This window comes from Desulforadius tongensis (genome assembly GCF_016907915.1).
GTDB lineage: Bacteria > Bacillota > Desulfotomaculia > Desulfotomaculales > Desulfohalotomaculaceae > Desulforadius > Desulforadius tongensis.
Window position 1 is genome coordinate 1 of record NZ_JAFBCW010000020.1, and the last position, 22,410, is coordinate 22,410.

General features: G+C 44.4%; 22 protein-coding genes and 1 rRNA gene. 13 read left to right on the forward strand and 10 right to left on the reverse strand.

Annotated features, from left to right (window positions below; all coding sequences use genetic code 11):
- The 9 genes from rrf to JOC37_RS08755 all read left to right on the forward strand — a co-directional run.
- Positions 1–82: ribosomal RNA gene (gene rrf / locus JOC37_RS08715) — 5S ribosomal RNA — on the forward strand; the annotation flags it as partial.
- A gap of 159 nt (positions 83–241) precedes the next feature.
- The gene (locus JOC37_RS08720; protein ID WP_204618074.1) at positions 242–973 is read left to right on the forward strand and encodes a hypothetical protein; all 732 of its coding nucleotides are present in this window, start codon (positions 242–244) and stop codon (positions 971–973) included.
- Positions 974–1,117: 144 nt separating this feature from the next.
- The gene (locus tag JOC37_RS08725; protein WP_204618076.1) at positions 1,118–2,023 is read left to right on the forward strand and encodes a putative PEP-binding protein; all 906 of its coding nucleotides are present in this window, start codon (positions 1,118–1,120) and stop codon (positions 2,021–2,023) included.
- A 455-nt stretch (positions 2,024–2,478) separates the two neighbouring features.
- Positions 2,479–3,471: a TSUP family transporter gene (locus tag JOC37_RS08730; protein WP_204618078.1), complete on the forward strand. Its 993-nt coding sequence runs from the start codon at positions 2,479–2,481 to the stop codon at positions 3,469–3,471.
- Between the two features lie 134 nt (positions 3,472–3,605).
- The gene (locus tag JOC37_RS08735; RefSeq protein WP_204618079.1) at positions 3,606–4,064 is read left to right on the forward strand and encodes a hypothetical protein; all 459 of its coding nucleotides are present in this window, start codon (positions 3,606–3,608) and stop codon (positions 4,062–4,064) included.
- A 140-nt stretch (positions 4,065–4,204) separates the two neighbouring features.
- On the forward strand, positions 4,205–5,911 hold the full coding sequence (locus tag JOC37_RS08740; RefSeq protein WP_204618081.1) for an ABC-ATPase domain-containing protein: 1,707 nt from the start codon (positions 4,205–4,207) through the stop codon (positions 5,909–5,911).
- A 94-nt stretch (positions 5,912–6,005) separates the two neighbouring features.
- Positions 6,006–7,616 (forward strand): DAK2 domain-containing protein, encoded by a 1,611-nt coding sequence (locus JOC37_RS08745; RefSeq protein ID WP_204618083.1) that lies wholly within the window; start codon positions 6,006–6,008, stop codon positions 7,614–7,616.
- A gap of 80 nt (positions 7,617–7,696) precedes the next feature.
- Positions 7,697–8,062 (forward strand): CGGC domain-containing protein, encoded by a 366-nt coding sequence (locus JOC37_RS08750; protein ID WP_204618085.1) that lies wholly within the window; start codon positions 7,697–7,699, stop codon positions 8,060–8,062.
- Between the two features lie 92 nt (positions 8,063–8,154).
- Entirely contained in the window at positions 8,155–8,436 is a 282-nt protein-coding gene (locus JOC37_RS08755; protein ID WP_204618087.1) for a DUF503 domain-containing protein, read from the forward strand.
- 19 nt (positions 8,437–8,455) lie between these two features.
- Here JOC37_RS08755 and JOC37_RS08760 read toward each other — a convergent pair whose 3' ends face one another.
- On the reverse strand, positions 8,456–8,650 hold the full coding sequence (locus JOC37_RS08760) for a hypothetical protein (RefSeq protein WP_204618088.1): 195 nt from the start codon (positions 8,648–8,650) through the stop codon (positions 8,456–8,458).
- 150 nt (positions 8,651–8,800) lie between these two features.
- Between JOC37_RS08760 and JOC37_RS08765 the strand changes: the two genes are divergently transcribed.
- Positions 8,801–9,436 (forward strand): CBS and ACT domain-containing protein, encoded by a 636-nt coding sequence (locus JOC37_RS08765; RefSeq protein WP_204618090.1) that lies wholly within the window; start codon positions 8,801–8,803, stop codon positions 9,434–9,436.
- Positions 9,437–9,487: 51 nt separating this feature from the next.
- Here the strand turns inward: JOC37_RS08765 and JOC37_RS08770 are convergent, their stop codons facing one another.
- From JOC37_RS08770 to JOC37_RS08780, 3 genes are all read right to left on the reverse strand, one after another.
- Positions 9,488–11,335: a methyl-accepting chemotaxis protein gene (locus JOC37_RS08770; RefSeq protein ID WP_204618092.1), complete on the reverse strand. Its 1,848-nt coding sequence runs from the start codon at positions 11,333–11,335 to the stop codon at positions 9,488–9,490.
- 166 nt (positions 11,336–11,501) lie between these two features.
- Positions 11,502–12,830 carry a L,D-transpeptidase family protein gene (locus JOC37_RS08775; protein ID WP_204618093.1) on the reverse strand — a complete coding sequence of 443 codons (1,329 nt, stop codon included), beginning with the start codon at positions 12,828–12,830 and terminating at the stop codon, positions 11,502–11,504.
- 157 nt (positions 12,831–12,987) lie between these two features.
- Positions 12,988–14,355, reverse strand: a complete 1,368-nt coding sequence (locus tag JOC37_RS08780) for an alanine/glycine:cation symporter family protein (RefSeq protein WP_204618095.1) — start codon at positions 14,353–14,355, stop codon at positions 12,988–12,990.
- A gap of 218 nt (positions 14,356–14,573) precedes the next feature.
- Here JOC37_RS08780 and JOC37_RS08785 point away from each other — a divergent pair, with 218 nt between their 5' ends.
- On the forward strand, positions 14,574–14,900 hold the full coding sequence (locus JOC37_RS08785) for a hypothetical protein (RefSeq protein ID WP_204618097.1): 327 nt from the start codon (positions 14,574–14,576) through the stop codon (positions 14,898–14,900).
- Between the two features lie 3 nt (positions 14,901–14,903).
- Here JOC37_RS08785 and sdaAA read toward each other — a convergent pair whose 3' ends face one another.
- Together sdaAA and sdaAB are read right to left on the reverse strand one after the other, a co-directional pair.
- The gene (sdaAA, locus tag JOC37_RS08790) at positions 14,904–15,773 is read right to left on the reverse strand and encodes an L-serine ammonia-lyase, iron-sulfur-dependent, subunit alpha (RefSeq protein ID WP_204618099.1); all 870 of its coding nucleotides are present in this window, start codon (positions 15,771–15,773) and stop codon (positions 14,904–14,906) included.
- Positions 15,774–15,785: 12 nt separating this feature from the next.
- Positions 15,786–16,463 (reverse strand): L-serine ammonia-lyase, iron-sulfur-dependent subunit beta, encoded by a 678-nt coding sequence (gene sdaAB / locus JOC37_RS08795; RefSeq protein ID WP_204618101.1) that lies wholly within the window; start codon positions 16,461–16,463, stop codon positions 15,786–15,788.
- Positions 16,464–16,789: 326 nt separating this feature from the next.
- On the opposite strand from sdaAB, the gene JOC37_RS08800 reads away from it, so the two are divergent.
- Positions 16,790–17,287 (forward strand): BON domain-containing protein, encoded by a 498-nt coding sequence (locus JOC37_RS08800; RefSeq protein WP_204618103.1) that lies wholly within the window; start codon positions 16,790–16,792, stop codon positions 17,285–17,287.
- A 58-nt stretch (positions 17,288–17,345) separates the two neighbouring features.
- Here JOC37_RS08800 and uraA read toward each other — a convergent pair whose 3' ends face one another.
- The gene (gene uraA, locus JOC37_RS08805) at positions 17,346–18,614 is read right to left on the reverse strand and encodes a uracil permease (RefSeq protein WP_204618105.1); all 1,269 of its coding nucleotides are present in this window, start codon (positions 18,612–18,614) and stop codon (positions 17,346–17,348) included.
- A 197-nt stretch (positions 18,615–18,811) separates the two neighbouring features.
- Positions 18,812–19,450: a uracil phosphoribosyltransferase gene (gene upp / locus JOC37_RS08810; RefSeq protein ID WP_204618107.1), complete on the reverse strand. Its 639-nt coding sequence runs from the start codon at positions 19,448–19,450 to the stop codon at positions 18,812–18,814.
- Positions 19,451–19,624: 174 nt separating this feature from the next.
- On the opposite strand from upp, the gene lgt reads away from it, so the two are divergent.
- The gene (lgt, locus tag JOC37_RS08815) at positions 19,625–20,404 is read left to right on the forward strand and encodes a prolipoprotein diacylglyceryl transferase (RefSeq protein WP_204618109.1); all 780 of its coding nucleotides are present in this window, start codon (positions 19,625–19,627) and stop codon (positions 20,402–20,404) included.
- Positions 20,405–20,476: 72 nt separating this feature from the next.
- Here lgt and JOC37_RS13615 read toward each other — a convergent pair whose 3' ends face one another.
- The gene (locus JOC37_RS13615; RefSeq protein ID WP_204618110.1) at positions 20,477–21,529 is read right to left on the reverse strand and encodes a GNAT family N-acetyltransferase; all 1,053 of its coding nucleotides are present in this window, start codon (positions 21,527–21,529) and stop codon (positions 20,477–20,479) included.
- 133 nt (positions 21,530–21,662) lie between these two features.
- Positions 21,663–22,409, reverse strand: a complete 747-nt coding sequence (locus JOC37_RS08825; protein ID WP_204618112.1) for a tRNA 2-thiocytidine biosynthesis TtcA family protein — start codon at positions 22,407–22,409, stop codon at positions 21,663–21,665.
- Position 22,410 lies beyond the last annotated feature (1 nt).

A 22,410-nucleotide genomic window follows, 5' to 3' on the forward strand; every position in this document is an offset into this window, starting at 1 on the left:
CCATACCGAACACGGAAGTTAAGCTCTGCAGGGCCGATGGTACTTGGGGGTTGACCCCTGGGAGAGTAGGTCGCTGCCAGAATTAATTTTTATAAAGCCCTGAGATGTAAAAATCCCAGGGCTTTTAATAGTTTGCCTGGCATAGGTCTGCCGGGCCAAAATTATTTTTTGAGAATTTTTATGTCAAAATATATCTGGCTTCATATTATATATGTATAATATTGATTTGGAGAGATGGTTTATGAATGAAAAAGATAAGCTGATAAAGGTTCTGTATAAAATAAACCACAGTCTAAATATGCAGAATAAACTTTTAAACCAGCTGAATGAAAAAATATCTGAAAACCTGGAATACCAGGATAGATTGTACCGGTTGTTAGGGAAAACGGCATTAACTGAAGATAACATGTATCGTTTAAATAATAATGTTTTTAATGATAGAAGGCAGCCTTTATTTTCTGAACCGGTTAATGTTTTTGACCTCAAAACCATAGGAACGGGATATCCTGAGGGAAACGCCTCTCTCGCAGGAAAGCTTTACTCTACTTATTCAGGCAGTGTAACAATAGACGCTAATAAATATGCGGATTTTTATTTTAATAATCCTTCCGGTTCCGGAATAACGGCACAGTTTACTTGTGTTTTCGGAGAAGTGCGCAGGACTATAAGCGTCAGCGTATATAAAGATGTAACTTCATTTTCCGATACAGGTACCCTCACCCCGCGCAATAACAATCCTGCTTTTTCTGATAATAGTGCCTTAACCGTTCGGTCCGCTTTTAATGTTGCCACCAACCCCGTTTCAGGAGGAACAGCACTTTATTATTGTATACAAAAGCAGCCTTTTTTCATGGAATTTAAAGGGGCGCTTACCCTTCCGCCGGGGCACAACTGTGTAATTCAATTTTTAAACCAGGGAGCTGAAACCGATACCGCTGCTTTTGATGTCAGATGGTGGGAAATTGAAACTTAAAATTTGAGCGCGTATATCCAGCCCATGAAATGCACCCCGAAAAGCAGAAAATTTAATAAAAAACGGTGGAAAAATATCTATCTATTTGATATAGTGTAGCTTGTTAATTTATAATGCACATATATTTCGGGGTGATTATTTTATATGGATAGTAAAATGGCTGAATCCCTGCTTATATATGCCGATGTCAGCAGTTTAGATCAACTTAAAGAGGCCATTGATAACGGTGCCCAGGGTATTGGAATTTTACGAACAGAGTGTTTATACCAAAATGCCCGAAACTGTTCTGAAGAAGAGCAATTTATGCTTTACCGTGAAGCTGTTAAAATAGCCGGTAACCGGCCTGTTACCATACGTACCTTTAGTGGTTTTTCTGATGAACAAAAGACGGGGCGGTGGGGTATTCGCTTTAGTATGGTTTACCCGGATATTTTTCAAACCCAGCTGCGAGCTATCTTAAGGGCCGGTGTAAATGGAAATGTAAATATTGCTCTGCCGGGTATATCTGATGCAGAGGAGTTTAAATGGGCTAAAAAACAGCTGGAACTGGTAAAAAAGCAGCTTGAAGAACAAAATATCAAATATAATAAGCGTGCTCTTATGGGAATAATGATTGAAATACCGGCAGTGGTTATGTGTTTAGATATGCTCATCCATGAGGTTAATTTTTATATCATTGATTCAGACAGGCTGCTGCAGAATCTCATGGTTATTAATGCCGGTAACGATACTTTAGAAACTCTTAAAGACCCACTGCACCCGGCTGTGCTGCGCACAATAAAACAGATAATGACTGCCAGGCCCGGTGGACGCATAAAGCTGTCTGTTTGCGGCAGGTTAGCCGAAACTGATTATGCTGTACCCATTTTGAAAGGAATGGGAATTAAAAGTATAGCTGTAAGGGCCGGCATACTTTCCAGTATATCTGCATTGGAAAAGAGTGTAAGCAAAGAAAATTGTCTTCGAATAGCATCTAAGACGTTGGCCCTTTCCAACTCTCAGCGTATAAAAAATTATGTTATGGCGGCTATTGATAAATATAAAATGTAATATTAACCAGCTTGTAGTATAAGCTGGTTTTTAATTTTTTAAATTACAAAATCATAACCCCATTGTCTTACACGCGACAATTACAATGTCTTAATAAAGACAAATCCCCTGTCGCTGTCAAGACATATCGCCAAATAATAGTGTGATAAACTAATTAATGAACGATGGGTTTTAATTATCTTAATAGTGAAAAATTATACTATCCTACATAATGTATACATTTTTCTGGTAAAAATTAAATTTCTCCAGGTGAAAACAACAGGAAGTGAAAGGTGGTGTGGTGTGTTTTTTAGTGCTGAGATTATATTAGCGGCTGAAAAGGAGGTGTAAGAATTTTTTTTATCGGTTAATTTGCAATAAATATAACTTGCACAATCGAGCTTTTATTTTAAATATAAGGCAATTATTATAAGTGATAAAGAGCTGTGGTACAAAATCAAGAGGAGGGACTTACTGTGGAGTTTGCTTATGGTTTAGATGCCAACCCATTTGGCATTCTGTTTTGGGGTATCATTGTTGGTTATGTTTTTTCTACCGTAGGTGCTGCGGGGGCCGTTCTTACCTTTATTGGTCAAACTGTGTTATTTAAATTTGACAAGGCCATGATTAAACATTTAATAACTACAGGTATGGCAGAATCTGAAGCTAAAGCAGCCGCTAAAAATACCTTAAAGGTTCATAACCTGATGGCTGTAATTTTTTCACCGCTCATTGCAGTACCCCGGTACTTTAAAGAGAAAAGGGTGGCCATTCCCCTGGCGCTGTGTGTTGCAGTAGGTGTTGTTGCCGGTGCTGTAATTGGTCCCATGATTCCAATGTCAATGAAAGCATATAAGTTTTGGTTCGGTGTAGTAACCTTCCTGATCGGTATCAGGTTATTCTATGAAACAACAGATTATGCCCGCAATAAAAAACAAAAGTTAAAAAACATCTCCAAAAAATTTGAAGAAAAAGTTAAAGAACTTAAGAAATCCGGTAACTGGGATGAGTTAGCAGCAGAGGGTTTCAAAGTTAACAACTTCAGTATTTCCGGTTTAAAATTTACCTTCTGGGGCGAAGAATTCTCCATTAATCCTATGGCGGCAGCACTGGGTGGTTTCTTCATTGCCATTATCGCTTCTATGTTTGGTTTAGGCGGCGGGTTCCTGCTGGTACCATACCTGTCCTCAATATTTGTACTGCCAATGTTCGTTGTAAGCGGAACCTCAATAACCATTGTACTTGTTAACTCAGTAATTGCCATTATCAGCTATCTGGCAAAGGGTGCTCAACCCGATCTGATGTTCATGGGAGTTATGCTGGTGGGTATTGCCATTGGTTCTTTCGTGGGCCCGGTTACTCAAAAATATTATAAAGAAAAATATCTCAGGATGTTCCTGGCTGCAATATTATTCTTCTACGGTCTGCGTTTTATGGGTGTATGGGCTGCACTGGGTATTCCCATCTAAGTAATAATTAATACGATATAAAAAATCACCGGAGTAACTGCCGGTGATTTTTTCATGCCGTTTAAAATAAAGAATATTGACCTGTTATTAAAAGAATTATATATTAATGCAGTAGTTGTTTTAGAAAGGTAGTGGTGATAATAAATTTAAAAGCTGCTTTAATTGTTAGTCTGCTGGCCTTTGCTGTAACCACCCTGGTGGTAATTATTAGTGCCCGGCTGTCTCAGCAAAAGCGGAAAGATGAATTGATGGCGGAAATTAAAAAGTATAACCAGCTTTCTAAAGATGCATCCGATGTCGGGGCCAAGGGTATTTATGCCGCCTATCAAAAACAGGGTAATGAAAAATTAATGGATTATTTTGTTGCCATGTATAAAGAAGCGGTTGTGGAGATGGCGCTGCACGTACTGGCACTGGGGATGATACAAAGGTATTACTTTGTGGAAATTATTCCTTTTCCCACCTCCATTTGGTTCTTTGGCGACGGGTTAGGGAGTATGGCCTGGTATGTTATCAGTGCTGTTGCTTTTTTCTTTGCGGTAATTAAACCCCTTAAACCGAAGGTCCGCTACTTTAGGCCTTACTGGCAGTAATGTTAAAATATAAATTAATGCGGTAGGTGATGCTTTTGTTTGTTCAGGGCTCTTACCGTATTTTTTGAAATTTTTGCCTGGTGATAAACTCTAAATATATGATATTATACTTTACAGTTGCTAATGGAGGGTTATTATTTATGTTCACTGACAGGGATTTGAAATCCAAGTTAAGCAGTATTGACGGCAGGGGTTACAAGGCATACAAATCCATTGCCGGAATGTACCGGTTCCCGCATTTTCAATTGTTTATTGACCATGTGCAGAGCGATCCCTTTGCGCCGCCTTCCAGGATAAGGGTTAGGGTGCCTCAGGATATGGCCGGGTTCCCGGGGCATTTGTTTAAAAATTATCATCGCCGGGCAGCTTTACAAGATTATTTAACCAGGCAGTTTGCCCGCAGCATATCGGTAATATCTCAAGGTAAAACAGGCAGCGGCAAAAGCGGTATAATATCAATTGACCGGTGCGGCCAGGAGATACTGGAGCGTACCGCTATGGTAGTTAATGACCGGTTTGTAGAAGCGCGGCTGGCCATCGGACTGCCGGCCAGGGGTAGAACAATTATGGCTAAAGAAGCGATCAGTATTTTCTTTGATCAGATGAGTGAAATTGTCAGCCGGTCGCTTTACTATAAAAATTTGCATCAAAAACAGCTGCAGCGGCATATTGAATTAGTGGAGGACCAGGCTTATCTCCAGTCCAAGCTGCTGGAGCAGGGCTTGGTGGCCTTTGTGGCCAATGGTTCCATACTTCCCCGGGAGAGCGGCGTCAGCGATAAACCGCTAACAGGTAAAAATGTAATTCCCTTCCGGGCTCCCAAAAGTTTAGAGGTTACCTTTGAGCTGCCCAACAACGGCCGGGTAACCGGTATGGGTATTCCCAAGGGGGTAACATTAATAGTAGGAGGCGGTTATCACGGCAAGTCAACGCTGTTGAGAGCCATTGAACGGGGAGTTTATCATCACATTCCCGGGGATGGAAGGGAGTTTGTGGTAACTGTTCCCGATGCGGTGAAAATTCGGGCGGAAGATGGCCGCAGTGTTCAGGGAGTAAACATCAGCGGTTTTATTAATAACTTACCTTTCCAACAGGATACCGAGAAATTTTCCACGGAGAATGCCAGCGGCAGTACATCTCAGGCGGCCAATATAGTTGAAGCGCTGGAGGTAGGTACAAGCCTGCTGCTGCTGGATGAGGATACCAGTGCCACAAATTTTATGATTCGCGATGGGCGGATGCAGAAGCTGGTGTCAAAGGAACAGGAGCCCATTACTCCGTTTATAGACCGGGTGCGGGAATTATATGATAAATATGCCGTTTCCAGCATACTGGTGGTTGGCGGCTCAGGGGATTATTTTACGGTGGCAGATTGTGTTATTAAAATGGAAAACTATACGGTAAAAGATGTTACAAAGGAAGCTAAGGAAATTGCTGCCCAAAGTATGGATACCCGCCGGCGAGAAGTAAGCAATGAGTTTAGTATAACCCGGCGTATATTTAACCCCGCCGGATTTAAGCTGAATAATAGGGATAAGGTTAAAGCCAGGGGGCTGTATCAAATTCAATACGGGCGGAAGGATATTAACTTACACTACGTTGAGCAGCTTGTGGATGACAGCCAAACTAATGCCATAGCGGAAATCATTAGATATGCTGCCAAGCATTATTTCAACGGGAAACTTACATTGGCAGAAGTGGTGGACAGTGTGTTAAATGACATTAAGCAGTTTGGGTTGGATGTTATTTCACCGTTTAAAGGGCAGCACCCGGGAAACCTGGCTTTACCCAGGAAACATGAAATTTGTTCTGCCATAAATAGAATGCGTGGGGTTGAAACATTATAAATAATTTAAAATATTGGTTCATAGCAGGAAACGGAACTATTATCTAGAAGTATATTATGGTTAGAGTAATTTTAGTAGTTGGGGGAACGCTATTTTGGGTATATATAACTTAGATGGTACGGGACTAAAGTTTATATTAATGGGCTGTGTAAATTTTTTAGCAAAATTAAAAACAGAAATAGACGCATTAAATGTATTTCCGGTGCCCGATGGCGATACCGGTACCAATATGTACCTAACACTGCTGGAAGGTACCAAAGCAGCACAGCGGGTTGACGGTAACGATTTGGATAAAGTAATTAAAGCGGCAGCAAATGGCTGTTTAATGGGTGCCCGGGGCAACTCCGGTGTAATATTGTCCCAGGTGGTAAGGGGCTTTGCCAATGCCTTAAGCGGAAAGACCAAGGCGGATGCCAAAGATTTGGCCAAAGCCATTGAGGAAGGGGCTAAATTGTCTTACCAGGCTGTTTCCGAGCCTGTGGAGGGTACTATTTTAACTGTATTAAGAAAGAGTGCCGAGGCGGCTCACCATGCTGCTGAGCGCAGTCCCGAGTTAACGCGTTTTATGGTTGCTGTTTCCCGTCAGGCTCGCAAAGCCCTGGAAGCCACTCCGGATCAACTGCCGGTGCTGAAGGAAGCGGGAGTGGTTGATGCCGGCGGTAAGGGCTGGGTGGTTATTTTACAGGGCATACTTTATACCCTGAGAAAAGTGGAGCAAATTGGATTACTTGATGATTTTACCGCCAGTCAGAAGAAGCGCCTGGCAGAATACATTCCCAAGGAACTGGAAAGTGATATAACTTATACATATTGTACTGAGTTTTTACTAAAGGGTAATGGCCTGCCGCTGGAGCAGATTAAAAGGGAACTGCAGCCCTATGGTGATTGTTTAATGGTGGTGGGCAGTGAGCAGGTAACCAAAGTACATATTCATTCCAATCATCCCGGTTTGGTAATTGAAACCTGCTTAAATTACGGTTCGCTGCACAAATTGCGGATCAGCAACATGCAGGAGCAAAATGAAAATTGGCGGCAGGAGCAAACAGCCAAACCTTTAGCTGTTATTGCAGTGGCTTTGGGTGAAGGGATAGTTAATATCATGGAAAGTATTGGTGCGGACATAGTTATTACCGGCGGCCAGACCATGAACCCGAGTACCGAGGATATTTTACAGGCTGTGGAAGAGGTGCCGTCTAAAAATGTAATCATAATGCCCAATAATAAAAACATAATCATGGCAGCCCGGCAGGCTGCCTCAATGACTAAAAAGTCAGTGGCAGTAATACCAACTGTTTCTATACCCCAGGGGCTGTCTGCCCTGCTGGTATATAATCCCGAAGGGAGCTTAGAGGAAAACGAAGAGCGTATGAATGAAGCAATGGAAATGGTTAGAACCGGGGAAATAACAAAAGCCGTTCGGGATGTAAGTATTGGCGGCCGGTCTGTGAGCAGCGGGGATGTTATTGGTTTGGTAGACGGCCGGCTGGTATCCAGCGGGGATGACATATACTCGGTGATGAAACAGCTGGTTCAGGAATTGACATCGGACGGAGAAGAACTGGTCACGTTATATTACGGCCAAGACCTCACCGGGGAAATAGCCCAACAGGCTGCAGATAAGCTGCGGGAGGATTTTTTGGATTTGGAAATTGAGGTGCATTACGGGGGACAGCCGCTTTATCATTATATCATTTCAGCGGAGTAATTGTTAAAATAAATTAATTGTTTATCAAGCAGGATTTATGATATTAAATATAGAATACCCCCAAATCAGGGGGGGATTTTATGTCTAAAGGAATTGCCATATTTAGCTGCAAAAAAATCCGTGATATAAGCTGTATCGGCTGTATTAAGTGTTTTAAAGCCCTGGCTGATCGGGCTGGGGAGTTTGCTCGTTACCAGCAGGAAGATGAAGTGGAAATTGTGGCTATGAGCAGCTGCGGTGATTGTCCCGGTTTAATGATACCGCGTACCGTTTTGGTGATGGAAAACCTGAGAGCCCAGGGCCGGGATGTAGATGTTATTCACATCGCAACCTGTATGGTAAAGGCGGTTGAAACAGCAGCCTGTCCCATTGATTTACAAAAGCTGAAAAACACGTTGGAGAAGAAATTTAAAAAAGAAGTTGTTATAGGTACTCACAACTACTAAGTAAAAAGCGGCGGCAGGGGGTAAACTTGTCGCCGTTTTGTTTTTTAATATATAAGGGATTTTTTTAAAAAATTTTTTGGGAGGCATGAATAATGGTGGTGGGTACGTTAACAATAGAACTTTTTGTTGGCGAAGCCAGTACTCTTAAAGATAAGCGCAGGGTACTGAAAAGTATTATTGACCGGGTAAAAGCAAAGTTTAATGTATCAATAGCAGAGGTTGACGGGCATGACATTTGGCAGCGTTCAACCCTTGGGGTGGCATGTGTTAGTAACGAAACGGCTCATGCTCAAAGTATGCTCAGTAATGTGGCTAAATTTATAGAAAACCAGGGAACGGCCGAAATTATTTCCATATCCACTGAAATATTATAATTATAAAAAAGTCAGACCCTTACTGGGAAGAGTCTGACTGAAACTTATCTATAAATTTTTTAGCTTCTTTTTCATTTGAATAACCCGTAAACCGTAAGGTTTCTTCTACGTTTTGAATATTTTCAATGGCTTCATTGATAGGCGTACCCGCCGGCACTATTTCGCTTTGGTACTGCAGGTGACCCTTTAGCCGATAACAAATAACATCAAACATCCCGGCAAACACCCCTTTCTTTAAAACCATTATAACATAAAGCCGTCCTAAATGGCGCCTTTTATATTTAATTAGTTAAAATATAAGTATTGCACTAAAAATGGTGGTGGGATAAAATACTGGTAACATTAATCGAGGGGGTATATAAAAATGTTTGTGGCTGATCATATGACCACTTCTCCGATAACCATTACCAAAGAAACACCGGTTTTAGATGCTTTAGAGCTGATGAAAAAGCATAGGTTTAGAGAACTGCCGGTTGTCCAGGGTAACAGGTTGGTGAGCCTGGTTACCGAGAAAGAGTTACTTGCCGTATCCCCTTCTCCGGCCACTACTTTAAGTGTTTATGAGATAAGAGGATTAATGTCTAAACTAATGGTTTCAGATGTAATGATTAAAAATCCCATCACTGTTGATCCATACTGCACTATAGAAGAGGCGGCATTAATTATGCGCGAGCATAAAATAAGCTGCCTGCTGGTGGAAGAAAACGAAGTTTTAGTGGGTATCATTACCCAGACAGATATTTTTGAAGCGCTGATTAAAATATTGGGCCTTAGAAAAGCAGGAACCAGGATGGTAATCGAATCCCGGGATAGGGTGGGATTAATAGCTGAAATTACAAGTATAGTGAGAGATTGTAAAGTAAATGTAATTGGTATTGCGGTGCTGGAAAAGAACAGGGAACGGGTTCATGTGATGCTCCGCCTGGGTACCAAAGACCCCGGGCATCTTATTAAGGCTTTGGAAGAAGCGGGCTTTAAAATTGTAAAATGCAGCTGCTGAGCTAACGGCAGGAAGGCTGTTATCCCGTTAGGATGACAGCCTTCCAAAATTTTATACTTTAAATTTGCTTACCAATTCATTCAGGTTGGCGGACATTTGGGTTAGTTTTTCCACCGAGGAGTTAAATTCATCTGTAATGGCCGCTTGTTCCTCTGAGGCAGCAGCTACATTTTGTATACTGGTGGCAACTTCATGGGTGGCAGCGGTGGCTTGTTCTATCTGCTCGGTTAGGCTGGTAACCAAATGGTAAATTTCTTTAAAGACTGCACCGGTTTCATTTACTTTGTCCATACCGCTTTCCACCAGGTTGTATCCCTGCTGCATTTTTTCCACAGCGGTGCTGGTACCCTTCTGCATATCGGCAATAAGCCCGGCTACATTTTGGGTGGCATCAGCCGTTTGTTCGGCCAGCTTCCTAACTTCATCTGCCACCACTGCAAATCCCCGTCCCTGTTCGCCAGCCCTGGCAGCTTCAATGGCGGCATTTAAAGCCAGCAGATTGGTCTGCTCTGCAATGGCGGTAATTAAATCAACTATTTTACTGATATCCTGGGCCTTTAAATTCACTTCTGTAATGGCCTCTGTTACTTCTTTTGTGGCGCTGATTATGGACTCCATGGAAGAAACTACGTCCTTAATAATTGCCTGCCCCCTGTTGGCACTTGCTGAAGCCCTTTGCGCCCCCTCAAATATTTCGCTGGAAGAGGCGGAAATTTGTTCCACGGTGGCAGCCACCTGGGTGATTTCCTGGCTGGTCCTGTTCACCGCCTCAGTGGTTTGCTTTGTTCCTTCCGCCAGCACTTCACAGGCGTCGGTTATGGAATCGGAGGATGACTTTACACTGCCGATAATATCTTTCAAATGATTGGTCATCTGGTTAATTGATTTAGTCAGGCTGCTCAATTCATCGCTGCTGCTTACTTTAACAGTGTGGGTTAAGTCTCCCTGGGCGATGGTATTGGCCCCCTGCTCGATGGACTTCAGCGAGCCAACCAGTTTTTGGGCGATAAATACACCGAGGATGACCGCAAAAACTAAAACTATTAAAGAAATTATTAACCCTTGTTTTTTGATTACGTTAATTACCCCGTAGGCCTCATCTTCACTTTGGACCACAAACAGCCCCCAGCCGGTGATTGGTATGTGCGAGTAGTAAACAATCTGCCTGCTGCCGCTGCTGTCGGTAAACTCGGCAGTACCGGATTTGTTGGCCAGGGCCTTTTTTACATATTCTTCGTTGGATAAATCGCGGCTGTTATCAACCCAGTCCGAATTTGGGTGGGCGATGATTTTTCCCTTCCGGTCTGTTAAAAATACATACCCTTTTTCACCCAGGTTGTTTTTGTTTACCACTTCGGTAAGTTCGTTCAGCGATACGTCCATACCCAGTACACCGGCAAAATTTCCGCTTTTATCCCGCAGCGGGCAGGAGATTGTTACCACCGGCTTGTGCGTAGCCCCGTCTATGTAAACATCGGAATAAACCAGCTTGTTTTTTTCTGCTGGTTCTTTATACCAAGCCTGCTTGCGGGGGTCATAATCCGGCGGTACTGGTGCCGGCGGTTCAGTTATCAGCTTACCTTCTTTACTGCCGAAATACACATTTACGAGATGGGGGTCGGCATCCAGCATGGACCGAAAGACAGCTGACATTTTATCCTGATCCAGCGATTTAACCTGTTCCATTGCACTTATTGTCAGCAGCAGCTGGCCCTTACTGTTAAAGTATCCCGCAATGTTATCCTGTAAGGCAAGGTTCAGGTTTTTGTTGCTGGCGTTTAAATTATTGATAATCGTCTTGGAAATGTAATTGGTGGATAATAAAGTCAGTGTGCCGATGCTGAATATAGAGATGACGGCGATGAAGATACTTAGTTTTGCTTTTAAACTCCTAAACAACTTCCTGCTCCTTTCTGTAAATGATGATGATGGAAAGAGAAAGAGATCACAAGATAATGGTAGCAAATATTACATAATACTGCAAGATTTGATATTAATGCCAGTAATAATTTTTTTAGGGGCCGGAAATAAGCAAAAAAAAAATAACCCGGCAGGTTATCACCACCTAATCGTGAATTATAATCATGGTATGGGCGGGAATATTTTCGTACACCCATTTGGCATCCGGTTCTGCCAATCTTATACAGCCATGACTGGCAGGCAGTCCCAGTTTGATATGCTCTTCTTCTTTGGTCTGCCAGCGGCTGTTTTTAGGAACGGAATGGATTAATATACTGCCCGCAACTCTTACCCAATAGGCAGCACCTTCCCCAAACCTGGCGGCCCAAAAACTCCTTCCCCGGTCACCGGTGTAGTAAGTTCCCGGCGGGGTTTCATGGCCGGAACGCCCGCCGGAGGCCAGCATCACTCTTACCGGGCAGCGGTCTTTATATACCGTTACGGTGTGTATATTACCCAGTTTAACCTCCATCCAGTACTGGTTATTCATTGTTCTGGTGGTAAATGAAATTTTAAACGGCCTGCTGGACTCTTTAGCTGCGGAGGCTGCTTTAACTGTTAAGTTATATTTAGTACCGGGTAAAAGGGCGTTGTACGGTTTAAAGATAATGGTATTTTTAACTGCTTTTACCCGGCCGGGAACATCATGGTTGGTGGTACTTTCCTTTATAATCACTGATCCGCTGTCTAAAGTTTGGTCATAAGAAAATTTTAATACCGGATAAAGGGGAACATTTGTGCTGCCGTTTGTAATACTGCAGCTCAAAATTCGGGGTTTAACGGCTGCGGTTATTTTACATGCTGTTTTCTGTTTTAAATGTCTGCCGGTAAATGTTTTTAGCTGTTCGTTAAATGTAACTTTAAAGCTTTGGTTTGGAGATAAGGGAGTTTCAGGAACAAACAGCCACCGGCTGTAATCCTTTGTACCGGTGTTATTAAATTCCGCGGGCATAAAGCTGCCCGGGATACTTGCTTTGGCTGCTTTTATAAAACTGCCGGGTTCTATAAAAGTGTTGAATTTAAATTCCACCGGTTTATCTGTGGGCACTGTTCTGGAAGTGGCACCCAAGAGTTTTGGTGCCGCATCATTGGACATCGTTTTGGTTGTATGAAGGGTAATGGGCAGGCCAAAGGGCTTATAAGCTGCCAGTAATTTTATTTTTTGCCCGTAGGGAATATTTTCTCGGATGGTTAAAGTAATTTGGCGGTTATTTTGCTGGGTTAATGCCCAGCGGGGCATGTGTGTGGGATATTCGGGAATAACGGTGGAAGATGATTTTACTAATTTAACCGGCACTAAAAATTGAATAACCGCTTTCATCTGCCCGGAATCGGTGCGGGAAACTGTTTTCAAGATGTTAAATTTGATTATAAAGGATGCGGCAAGAAGCAGTAAAATACTAAAAAGTATTTTTCCCCGGCTGGTGGACATCATCCTTATGCTGTCCCCCCGTAAAAACAGCAGGCTGTTTTTTTATAAATTATGCGCTGTTTGATTTATTTAGCACAGGAATTTATCAGCTTGAAAAAATGCTGCGGTTTATGAAACATAAAAACAGGGGGCAGCAGCAGTGCCCCCTGTTTGCAAGCGGTTAAGCGCTTAAACCGGTGGAAGTTTCCTCTTCTTTTCTGCGCAGCTCGTTAAAGGACTTGGTTTCAGCAACAATTACTCCCGAGAGCAGCAGCAGGCCGATTAAGTTGGGGACGGCCATGCAGCCGTTTAAAGTGTCGGCGATAAACCAAACGGTGTCCAGCGTTTGTACGGCACCCCAAAATGCAGTCAGCACGAAGGCCAGGCGGTAAAATACAATGCCTTTGGTGCCAAAGATGTACTGGAAGCATTTTTCACCGTAGTAAGACCAGCCCAGCACGGTGGAGTAGGCAAAGAAGATTAAGCCGATGGTAACAATATAAGCACCGATTCCGCCCGGCAGGAGGCCGTTAAAGGAGGCGGCGGTTAAAGTAGCACCTTCCAACCCTTCTTCCACAACGCCTTTTATATTGGCGATGGTTAAAGCCAGGCCGGTGATGGTACATACTACAATGGTATCCAAAAAGGTACCGGTCATAGATACCAGCGCTTGGCGGCCGGGGTGGTCGGTTTTGGCAGCGGCAGCGGCGATGGGAGCGGAACCTAAACCGGCCTCGTTTGAGAATACACCCCGGGCTACGCCCCAGCGAATCACTAAACCGATGGCACCGCCGGCCACAGCCTGGCCGGTAAAGGCATCGGAGAAGATTAAAGCAAAAGCGGAGGGAACGGAATCAATATTAGTTAAAAGAATAATTAGTCCGGCAGCAACATAGAAAACAGCCATAAAGGGAACAATTAAGCCTGTAACCCGGCCGATACTTTTGATACCACCTAAAATAACAGCGGCGGTTAAAGCTGACAGTACAAAACCGGTTACCCAGGTGGGTACACCGAAATTGGAATTTACAACATCGGCCACAGAGTTTGTCTGTACCATGTTGCCAATGCCGAAGGCAGCAGTGGCACCAAACACGGCAAAGGCTAAGCCCAGCCATTTCCAGCCCAAACCTTTTTCAATGTAGTACATCGGGCCGCCGGCCATGTTGCCGTTTTCGTCAACGGTGCGGTATTTAATGGCTAAAATGGCTTCGCCGTACTTGGTAGCCATTCCAAAGAAGGCGGTAACCCACATCCAGAAAATGGCCCCGGGGCCACCCAGCACAAAGGCTGTGGCCACGCCGGCAATGTTACCGGTACCGATGGTGGCGGCAAGGGCGGTCATTAAGGCTTGGAAGTGGGAAATATCCCCGCCGGATTTGTCATCTTGATTTTTAGAGAATGCCAGCTTTAACGCGTAGGGTAAGGTGGTAACCTGTATAAATCCCAGGCGCAGAGAGAGAAAGATACCGGTGCCCACCAGGAAAGTCAGCATCCATGGGCCCCAAACAAAATCGTTTACCTTGGTAAGAACAGTCATAAAGTCCATTAGAAAAGCATCACTCCTTTAAATTTTTAATAAAATAATAAATACTACCGCCCGCTCGGGTTATGTATATTCGTCTAAGGATTACAAAATTCCTGCCGGTGCGAACGAAAAATTGTGCAATTCTGACAATAAAGAATGTCCAGTTCACCGGCAGGGAACGGGGATTGTATTATTGAATAAATTAAACATTTAATATTTATCGGATAAGGAGTGTTAATATGGGCGTACTGGAAAAAAGACAGCCATCATTTGTTAAATTTAGAGAATATTTCTTTAACGTGGTAAAAGAAGTCACCGGGCAGGATATTGTTAATCCCTATGCAGCGTGGCAGGAACTGGGCGATGCACAGATTAGGGAGCAGATACTAAGTAAAGTTAAGTCCCATTTGGAATCGGAATATGGCTTTGAAGTTATCCTGCCTGGTAACTTGGTTCAGTTTGACGGTGCGGTGGAAAGTGTGGCTAATCAAATACATCACAACTTTTCCACCGTGTACCTGGTGGAAAGGATAAATGCCAAGATTTTTGGACAGCGGCAGAAGTAACATTTACAGCACTTTTTTCTCAATTTTTTTTGCTGTTTCTGTGGTGGCCAGGCCTCCCATGGATGTTTCCCGCAGTGTAACCGGGATGGAGCGTCCTACCCTGTACATGGCGTCAATTACCTCGTCACAGGGGATGGCGCTTTCTATTCCGGCCAGGGCCATATCGGCAGATACAATGGCCAGCGATGCGCCGGTGGCGTTTCTTTTAATGCAGGGAATTTCCACCAAACCGGCCACCGGGTCGCATACCAGTCCCAGCACGCTTTTTAAAACGATGGCCACCGCATTGGCGCACTGCCTGGGTGTACCGCCGGCCAGCTGTACCACTGCCGCTGCCGCCATAGCGGAAGCGGAACCGATTTCCGCCTGGCATCCCCCTGCTGCACCGGCTATGCTGGCGTTATTGGCAATAACCAATCCAACGGCACCGGCGGCGAACAGAGCATCCACCAGGTCTTTCCTGCTGGCTTTAAGGTGAGAACCGGCGGCAAAAATACAGCCGGGAACCACCCCGCAGGAACCGGCGGTGGGAGTGGCCACAACTGCTCCCATGCAGGCGTTTACTTCAGCGGTGGCCATGGCCATGGACATGGCCTGGATAATTAAATTCCCTGCCAGCGACCTGTTGCTTTGATTATATTGTGAAAGCAGCCTGGCATCTCCCCCCACCAGGCCGCTGCGGGATTTTAAATCTTCCTTCAGCCCGCGCTCCACCGCCTGTTCCATCACCTTCAGGTGCTTGAACATATTTTCATATAAAGTATCTTTGTCCTGCCCGCTGGTTTCCATTTCCTGTTCAATCATTATATCGGATATTTTTACTTTTTTTGTTTCAGCTGAAGCAACCAATTGTTCTATAGTAGTAAACTGCATTTTTTTAACTACCTACCTTCCGCTGTTTTTGTTGAAGGCCACAATACCGGTGACGTGGGCCAACTCTTTTAACTCGATGGTTATGTCATCCGGTACCTGCTGGTCAGTTTGTATTACCATTAAAGCCTCCGCACCTTTGGATTTTCTGGCCACTTCCATGTGCCCGATATTAATCCCGTGGGAAGCCAGCAGGTTGGCCACCGCAGCTATTACGCCATACCTGTCGTGGTGAAATACCAATAAAAAGTTATTATCCGCCGCGGCTTTAACCTTAAAACCGTTTATTTCCACAATTTCGGCCCTGCCGCCCCCCGGTGATATACCCACTATTTCGAAGGTGCGGTTATCCCTGTTCATGATAATCTTTGCTGTGTTAGGATGGTCTGTTTCTTCATCACTGGTAGTTAAATTGATATTTATGCCCAGCCTGAGAGCATCTTGGGCGGAATTCACTATTCGCCGGTCATCGGCACTGTAGCCCAGCAGCCCCCCAATTAGCGCTAAATCTGTACCGTGCCCTTTATATGTTTTGGCAAATGAACCGTAAAGTATTATTTGAACGTTTTGAGGTTGGGCGTTAAATATGTTTCGGGCCATTAAACCAATTTTAGCAGCACCCGCAGTATGTGAACTTGAAGGACCAATCATTGACGGTCCCACAATGTCAAAAACAGAGCTGTATTTACTCATTTCCTGCCCTCCCGGTGTTTGAAAGTTAATACTAATGTAATGTATAACACATTAATTAGATAATAAAAAGTATAAATTGAAGTAATGAAAAATTAATAAAATAAAGAAAAAAGCCTGAAGAACCGGGCTTCAGGCATATTAAATTAAGGAGGCTAAAATAATGATTTAACTCCTTAATTCATAGTATCAAAAAATAACTGCTGCTGACAATGGAAATAGTTACTTTTAATGTTATGAACCTTTTACCTTAAATATTTAACCGGCGGCGGGGGTATAATAGCGGGAAAAAACATTCCTTAAATTTTGAGGTAAAAGGGGCGATTTAAATGCATAAAAAAGACAATAAATTGAGAGCGCAGGTGCAGGAAGCCATTGATGCCCATCCCGAAATGGAACGTTACGGGATACAGGCCGATGTGGTGGATGGTGAAGTGCAGTTAACCGGCATTGTAGACACCGCGGCCGAAAAAAACAGGCTTAATGAAATCGCATCCCGGGTTCCCGGTGTTAAACGGATTGAAAACGGTATTACCGTATCCACAGACGGCCAGATAAATGACAGCGGTGTAGCTATGGAAGTTACCGAGGAATTAAATGCCCACCCCCGGGTGAACATGAAAAATATCGGGGCTAAAATTGCAGACGGTAAAGTTTTTTTAGTAGGACGTACCGACGATCCGGCGGAGGAACGGGCGGCCATAGAAGCGGCATCCAAGGCCAGGGGAGTGACCGAGGTTATTTCCCGGGTGAAACACAAGCGGACAGGAGATTTAAGCCTGGAGGAAATCTTCCACAGCCAGGTGAGAAATGATAAAGAGGATTAAGATACCATTTTTCGGGGGACACAGCATGCCCCAGGGATATGCCCCTGGGGCATACCTTCTATTCATTTGTTAATCCAAACATATCGAACAATTTAAAGGCCAGGCTTAAAATAATGGCCACCACCGTAGCCAACCCCATACCTTTTAAACTTACCGCTCCCATGGTAACTTCCGCACCGCTGATGCCGAGAATCAGCACCACGGAAGTTAAAACCAAGTTTCTGGGTTTACTGTAATCCACCTTCGCTTCAACCAGCATGCGTATACCGGAGGCGGCGATAACACCAAACAGCAGCAGGCTTACACCACCCATCACCGGTGTTGGAATGCTCATGATGGCGGCAGCCAGTTTGCCGGAGAAGGAAAGAATAATGGCAATTACCGCAGCAATACCAATTACCCATACACTGTATACCTTAGTGATGGCCATAACACCAATATTTTCACCGTAAGTGGTGTTGGGGGTTGAACCCACAAAACCGGAAATCAATGTGGACAAACCGTTACCCAGCAGGGAACGATGCAGGCCCGGATTTTTGGCCAGGTCCCGGCCCACAATATTGCTGCTTACAAAAAGGTGCCCCACGTGCTCGGCAATTACCACCAGGGCAGCCGGTAAGATAATCATAATGGCTTCCCAGTCAAATTGTGGTGTGTAAAAAGTGGGAATTTTTACCCACTGGGCTTTAGCGATAGAGGCGGTATTTACCATACCCATGGCAAAGGATATGGCATAACCGCTTAAAATACCGATTAAGATGGGGATAATGGCTAAAAAACCTCTAAATAACACCGAGCCTAAAACGGTAATGGCCAGCGTTGTCATAGATACCATAATGGCCTGGGGATCCTTTACAGCGTCTGCCGGCGCGCCGGGAGGCAGTACCAGACCGGCCATTTGTGCTGCCACCGGTGCCAGCTCCAAACCGATTACCGCCACAATGGCTCCCATGGCAGCGGGGGGAAACAGCACATCAATCCACCCGGTGCCGGCAGCCTTAACAATTAACGCCACCAGTGTAAAAACTAAACCCACGCAGATAAATCCGCCCAGCGCGGCTTCATAACTCTTGCTGCCCAGAACAACCATCACCGGGGAAATAAATGCAAAACTGGAACCCAAATAAGCAGGTATACCGCCCTTACATAAAAAGATATACAGCAGTGTGCCGATACCGTTCATCAGCAGTATGGTTGCCGGGTCAACTTTAAAAATGAACGGAACAAGTACAGTGGCCCCAAACATGGCAAACAGGTGCTGCAGTGAAAGAGGCAGTGTCTGCAGCAGTGGTAACCTTTCTTCAACCTGAATTTCCCTTTTTCTCATTAATAAGAACCTCCCCTTTGGTTTATCTTTCTCAGAGCATAAAAAAAGCTTCTCGCCAGAGAGGCGAGAAGCAAAATTCGACATATTTCCTCAGCCGGCACGGGAACCCCGGCCGGCTGCACTGTACCCTTTTGCACCTTTTTAGCCTCACTGGACTAATTTAAAGGTTTCGGTAGTGTTAAAATATTTAATTATAACTACAGTAAGTATAACCTATCTCCCGCATCACCGCAACCGGGAATTATGTAACCCACTTCATTTAACTTCTTATCAACGGTGGCAGCTATAATTTTAACCTGCGGGTAGCGGCTGTGAACTTGATTAATCCCTTCCGGGGCGGCAAAAGCACAGGCTACAACAATGCTTTCCGGCTTAATGCCCCCTTCAACCAGTATGTCCAGGGTTTTTACACAACTGTTGCCGGTGGCCAGCATGGGATCCATAACATAAACTCTTTGGTAAACATCAACATTTTTCGGCAGGGTGCTGAGGTATACCTTGGCTTCCAAAGTTTCATGATCTCTGGCCATGCCGATGTGGGCAACCTTAGCCCGGGGAATAACTTCCAAGAAACTTTCCACAAAGCCCAATCCGGCCCTTAAAATTGGTATTAATAATACGGTATCATCGGCAGCTTCTGCTACGTCAGCGGTTATATTTAAAGGTGTTTCTACCTGGTACTGCCTGGTGGGCAGATCAGCAGTGGCTTCCATGGCTAAAAAAAGTCCCAGGTGTTTTAATGACCGGCGAAATTGAACAATGTCTGCATCCTTATCCCGCAGGTATCTTAAACAATTATCAACAACAGGATGTTTAAGCACGGTTACGTTACTCAAAAATATTCCTCCTCCTAAGATTGCTGCAGCTTCTGTATTTTTTAAGCATAGCCTAATCGGATTCAAAGTATTCCTGTGTTATAATCTAGTAAATCACAACAAATTTGTCAAACTTAATTCCTTTTCGATATAATAATACTTAATTCCTGCTTTAAAGATAAAATTTGTTAGGAGATGAGGAATTTGATTGACCCCATTGCTTTTACCATTGGCCCGATAAAAGTGCACTGGTATGGCATAATTATGGCTTCTGCTTTTTTGGTGGGGATGTACCTGGCCTATCGTCGAGCTGAACAAACAAATATCCACCCCGAGCACATAATCAACATGATTACTTTAATCATTCCTGCGGCCATTGTGGGTGCAAGGTTATATTATGTTATTTTTGAATGGCAGCGCTATGCCGACAATCCCTGGGAAACCCTGGCGGTTTGGCACGGCGGTTTGGCAATTCACGGGGGACTAATTGGAGGAATTTTAGCCGGGTACTTTTATGTGCGAAAACACAAACTGCCGGTGTGGCAGATTGCCGATATATGTGCCCCCAGTGTGATAATCGGACAGGCCATAGGCCGGTGGGGTAATTTTATAAACCAGGAAGCCCACGGGGGGCCGGTAAGCCTGCAGTTTATATCTAAATTTCCGGAATTTATAAAAAACCAAATGTTTATAGATGGCCGTTATTATCACCCCACCTTTCTCTATGAATCGTTGTGGGATTTCAGTGTCTTTGTTTTTCTGTTCCTGTACTGGAAAAAGAAGCGCTTTGAAGGGGAAATTGCCCTGCTGTACCTGGTATTATATTCCCTTGGCCGGTATTTTATCGAAGCCATGCGTACAGACAGCTTAATGCTGGGGCCCTTTAGAGTGGCGCAGCTTGTCAGTTTGTTTTTGATTGTCACCGGTACGGCGGTAATTATTTACCGCAGAAAAAAAACGAAGCATAAAGAGTGATGCCAATACGGCACCATCAGCCAATAAAAACCCCGGCAGCGCAAATGCTGCCGGGCCCAGCAGGATACAGGATTAGGATAAGTTAGAACAAAGCTGCTGTGCTTCCAGCTGCTTGTTGTACAGTCGAAACCTTTTAGAAACCTTAAAATTAAAAGTGTTTTGCAAAATTCTGTTCATCATAGTGTTGCTTTCCATAATTAAAGATAATTCTGCTTCTTTGTAACCCCTGCGCTGCACCCTTAACATGGTTTCGTACATCAGCAGGGCTGCCACACCCCTTTTACGATATTTCGGCACCACTGCCAAAACTGCCACCCGGCAGCTTTGGGAATGCTGCTCCGGCAGGGTAAGGCAGACTCCCGCCGGTTCCCCGTTAATTTCCACCGCCAGCAGCAGTTCCGGGTCGGCGAAGGAACGATAATTGCTTAAATACTGGGCGGCATCGGTCACCGAAAGCCTTTCCGCACCCCAGTTGTCCTGCATAGTTTCATTATGTATTACCGATAATAACTGTGCTTCCCTGTAAATGTTGGCCAGGTTGATCGGTCTTAATACCAGGCCCTTGGTTTGATACACTTTTTTAGCTATACGGGCTAACTTTTCAGGTACCGGGTGGCGGTTAGTCCAATGATAGGCAAGTAAATCCAGCTGCTTTTTAAAACCGCATTTTTCCAGCAGATGAGAATAATAATATGGGTTGTACGGCATACCGTTTTTCGGTGGAAGATTAAATCCTTCCACCAGCAGACCAATACTGTCATTTGTATTGCAGCTCACCGGTCCGGAAAGGCAGCGGTATCCTTTTTTTACTGCCCACAACTCCAGCTCCTTAAAAAGTTCCTTTGCTGCCTGTTCATTATTAACACATTCAAAATATCCAAACAGGGCGGTATCTTTTTCCTGCTGCCGGCGGTTAATCATTCCCGCCACCCTACCCACCACGGAGTTGTTTTCCACTGCCACCAGCAGAATCAAATCCTGGGGGGATATTTGCATTAGTTTATTTAATACCTGGTGGGGGGAGGGAGGGGTCCACAGGGGATCATCATAATAAATGACGCCGGGCATCCTGATAAAAATATCCAGCTCCCGCCTGTTGGAAACTTCAAATGCTTTAACAGTCACGGCCAAATCCCTCCAAAAAAAAGACTGACTTTACAGGTCAGCCTAAGAATAATCCAGCGTATAGTTGTTACGTGGCTGGGCTTAATTTATATTATGGAGAGGACGGCAAAAGCGTGATTGCCCATGCAAATATTTAGCGCATAACTTTGGGCCAGAGATTTCTTTGATCAAAGTTTTTTAAAGCATTGATAAAGTTTTCCCGCAGCCGGGGGTAGCGCTTGGAAAGCTCCGTTACCAGTTCCTTGGCTTCTTCACGCTTGGTTCGGCGGTTTGCCGGGCACGGGTTGTCAATAACCGGTACAGCGGCCTTTTTAGACAACCTGATGATGTCCCTTTCCGGTATGTATACAAAGGGCCGGATGATTGTTAAACCTGTTCTATCCAGGTAGGTACGGGGTGAAAAAGTGCGCAGCTGGGCATTATAGAAAAAGCTCATAAAAAAAGTTTCAATGGCATCATCAAGGTGGTGAGCCAACGCCACCTTATTGCACCCCAATTCCACTGCAGCGCTGTTTAATGCCCCCCGGCGCAGATTAGCGCAAAGGGCGCAGGGGTTTTTTTCCTGCCGGGCGTCGAAGACGATGCGGCCTATTTCCCCCGGTTGAATGTATAAGGGCAGCCCCAGGGAAGTGCAGAAATCCTTTAACGGAGTGATATCCATATCTTCAAAACCCATGGTTACGTGAATGGGTTGGATTTCAAAATCGTAGGGATAATATTTTTGATAATAAGCTAAAACGTATAACAATGTGGTGCTGTCTTTACCCCCGGAAAGGCCGATGGCGATTTTATCGCCGTTTTCGATCATCTTGTAATCTGCCACAGCTTTTACAGCCTCACTTAATACCCAGCGGAGAATGTTGCTTTTGTTTTTTCCCATC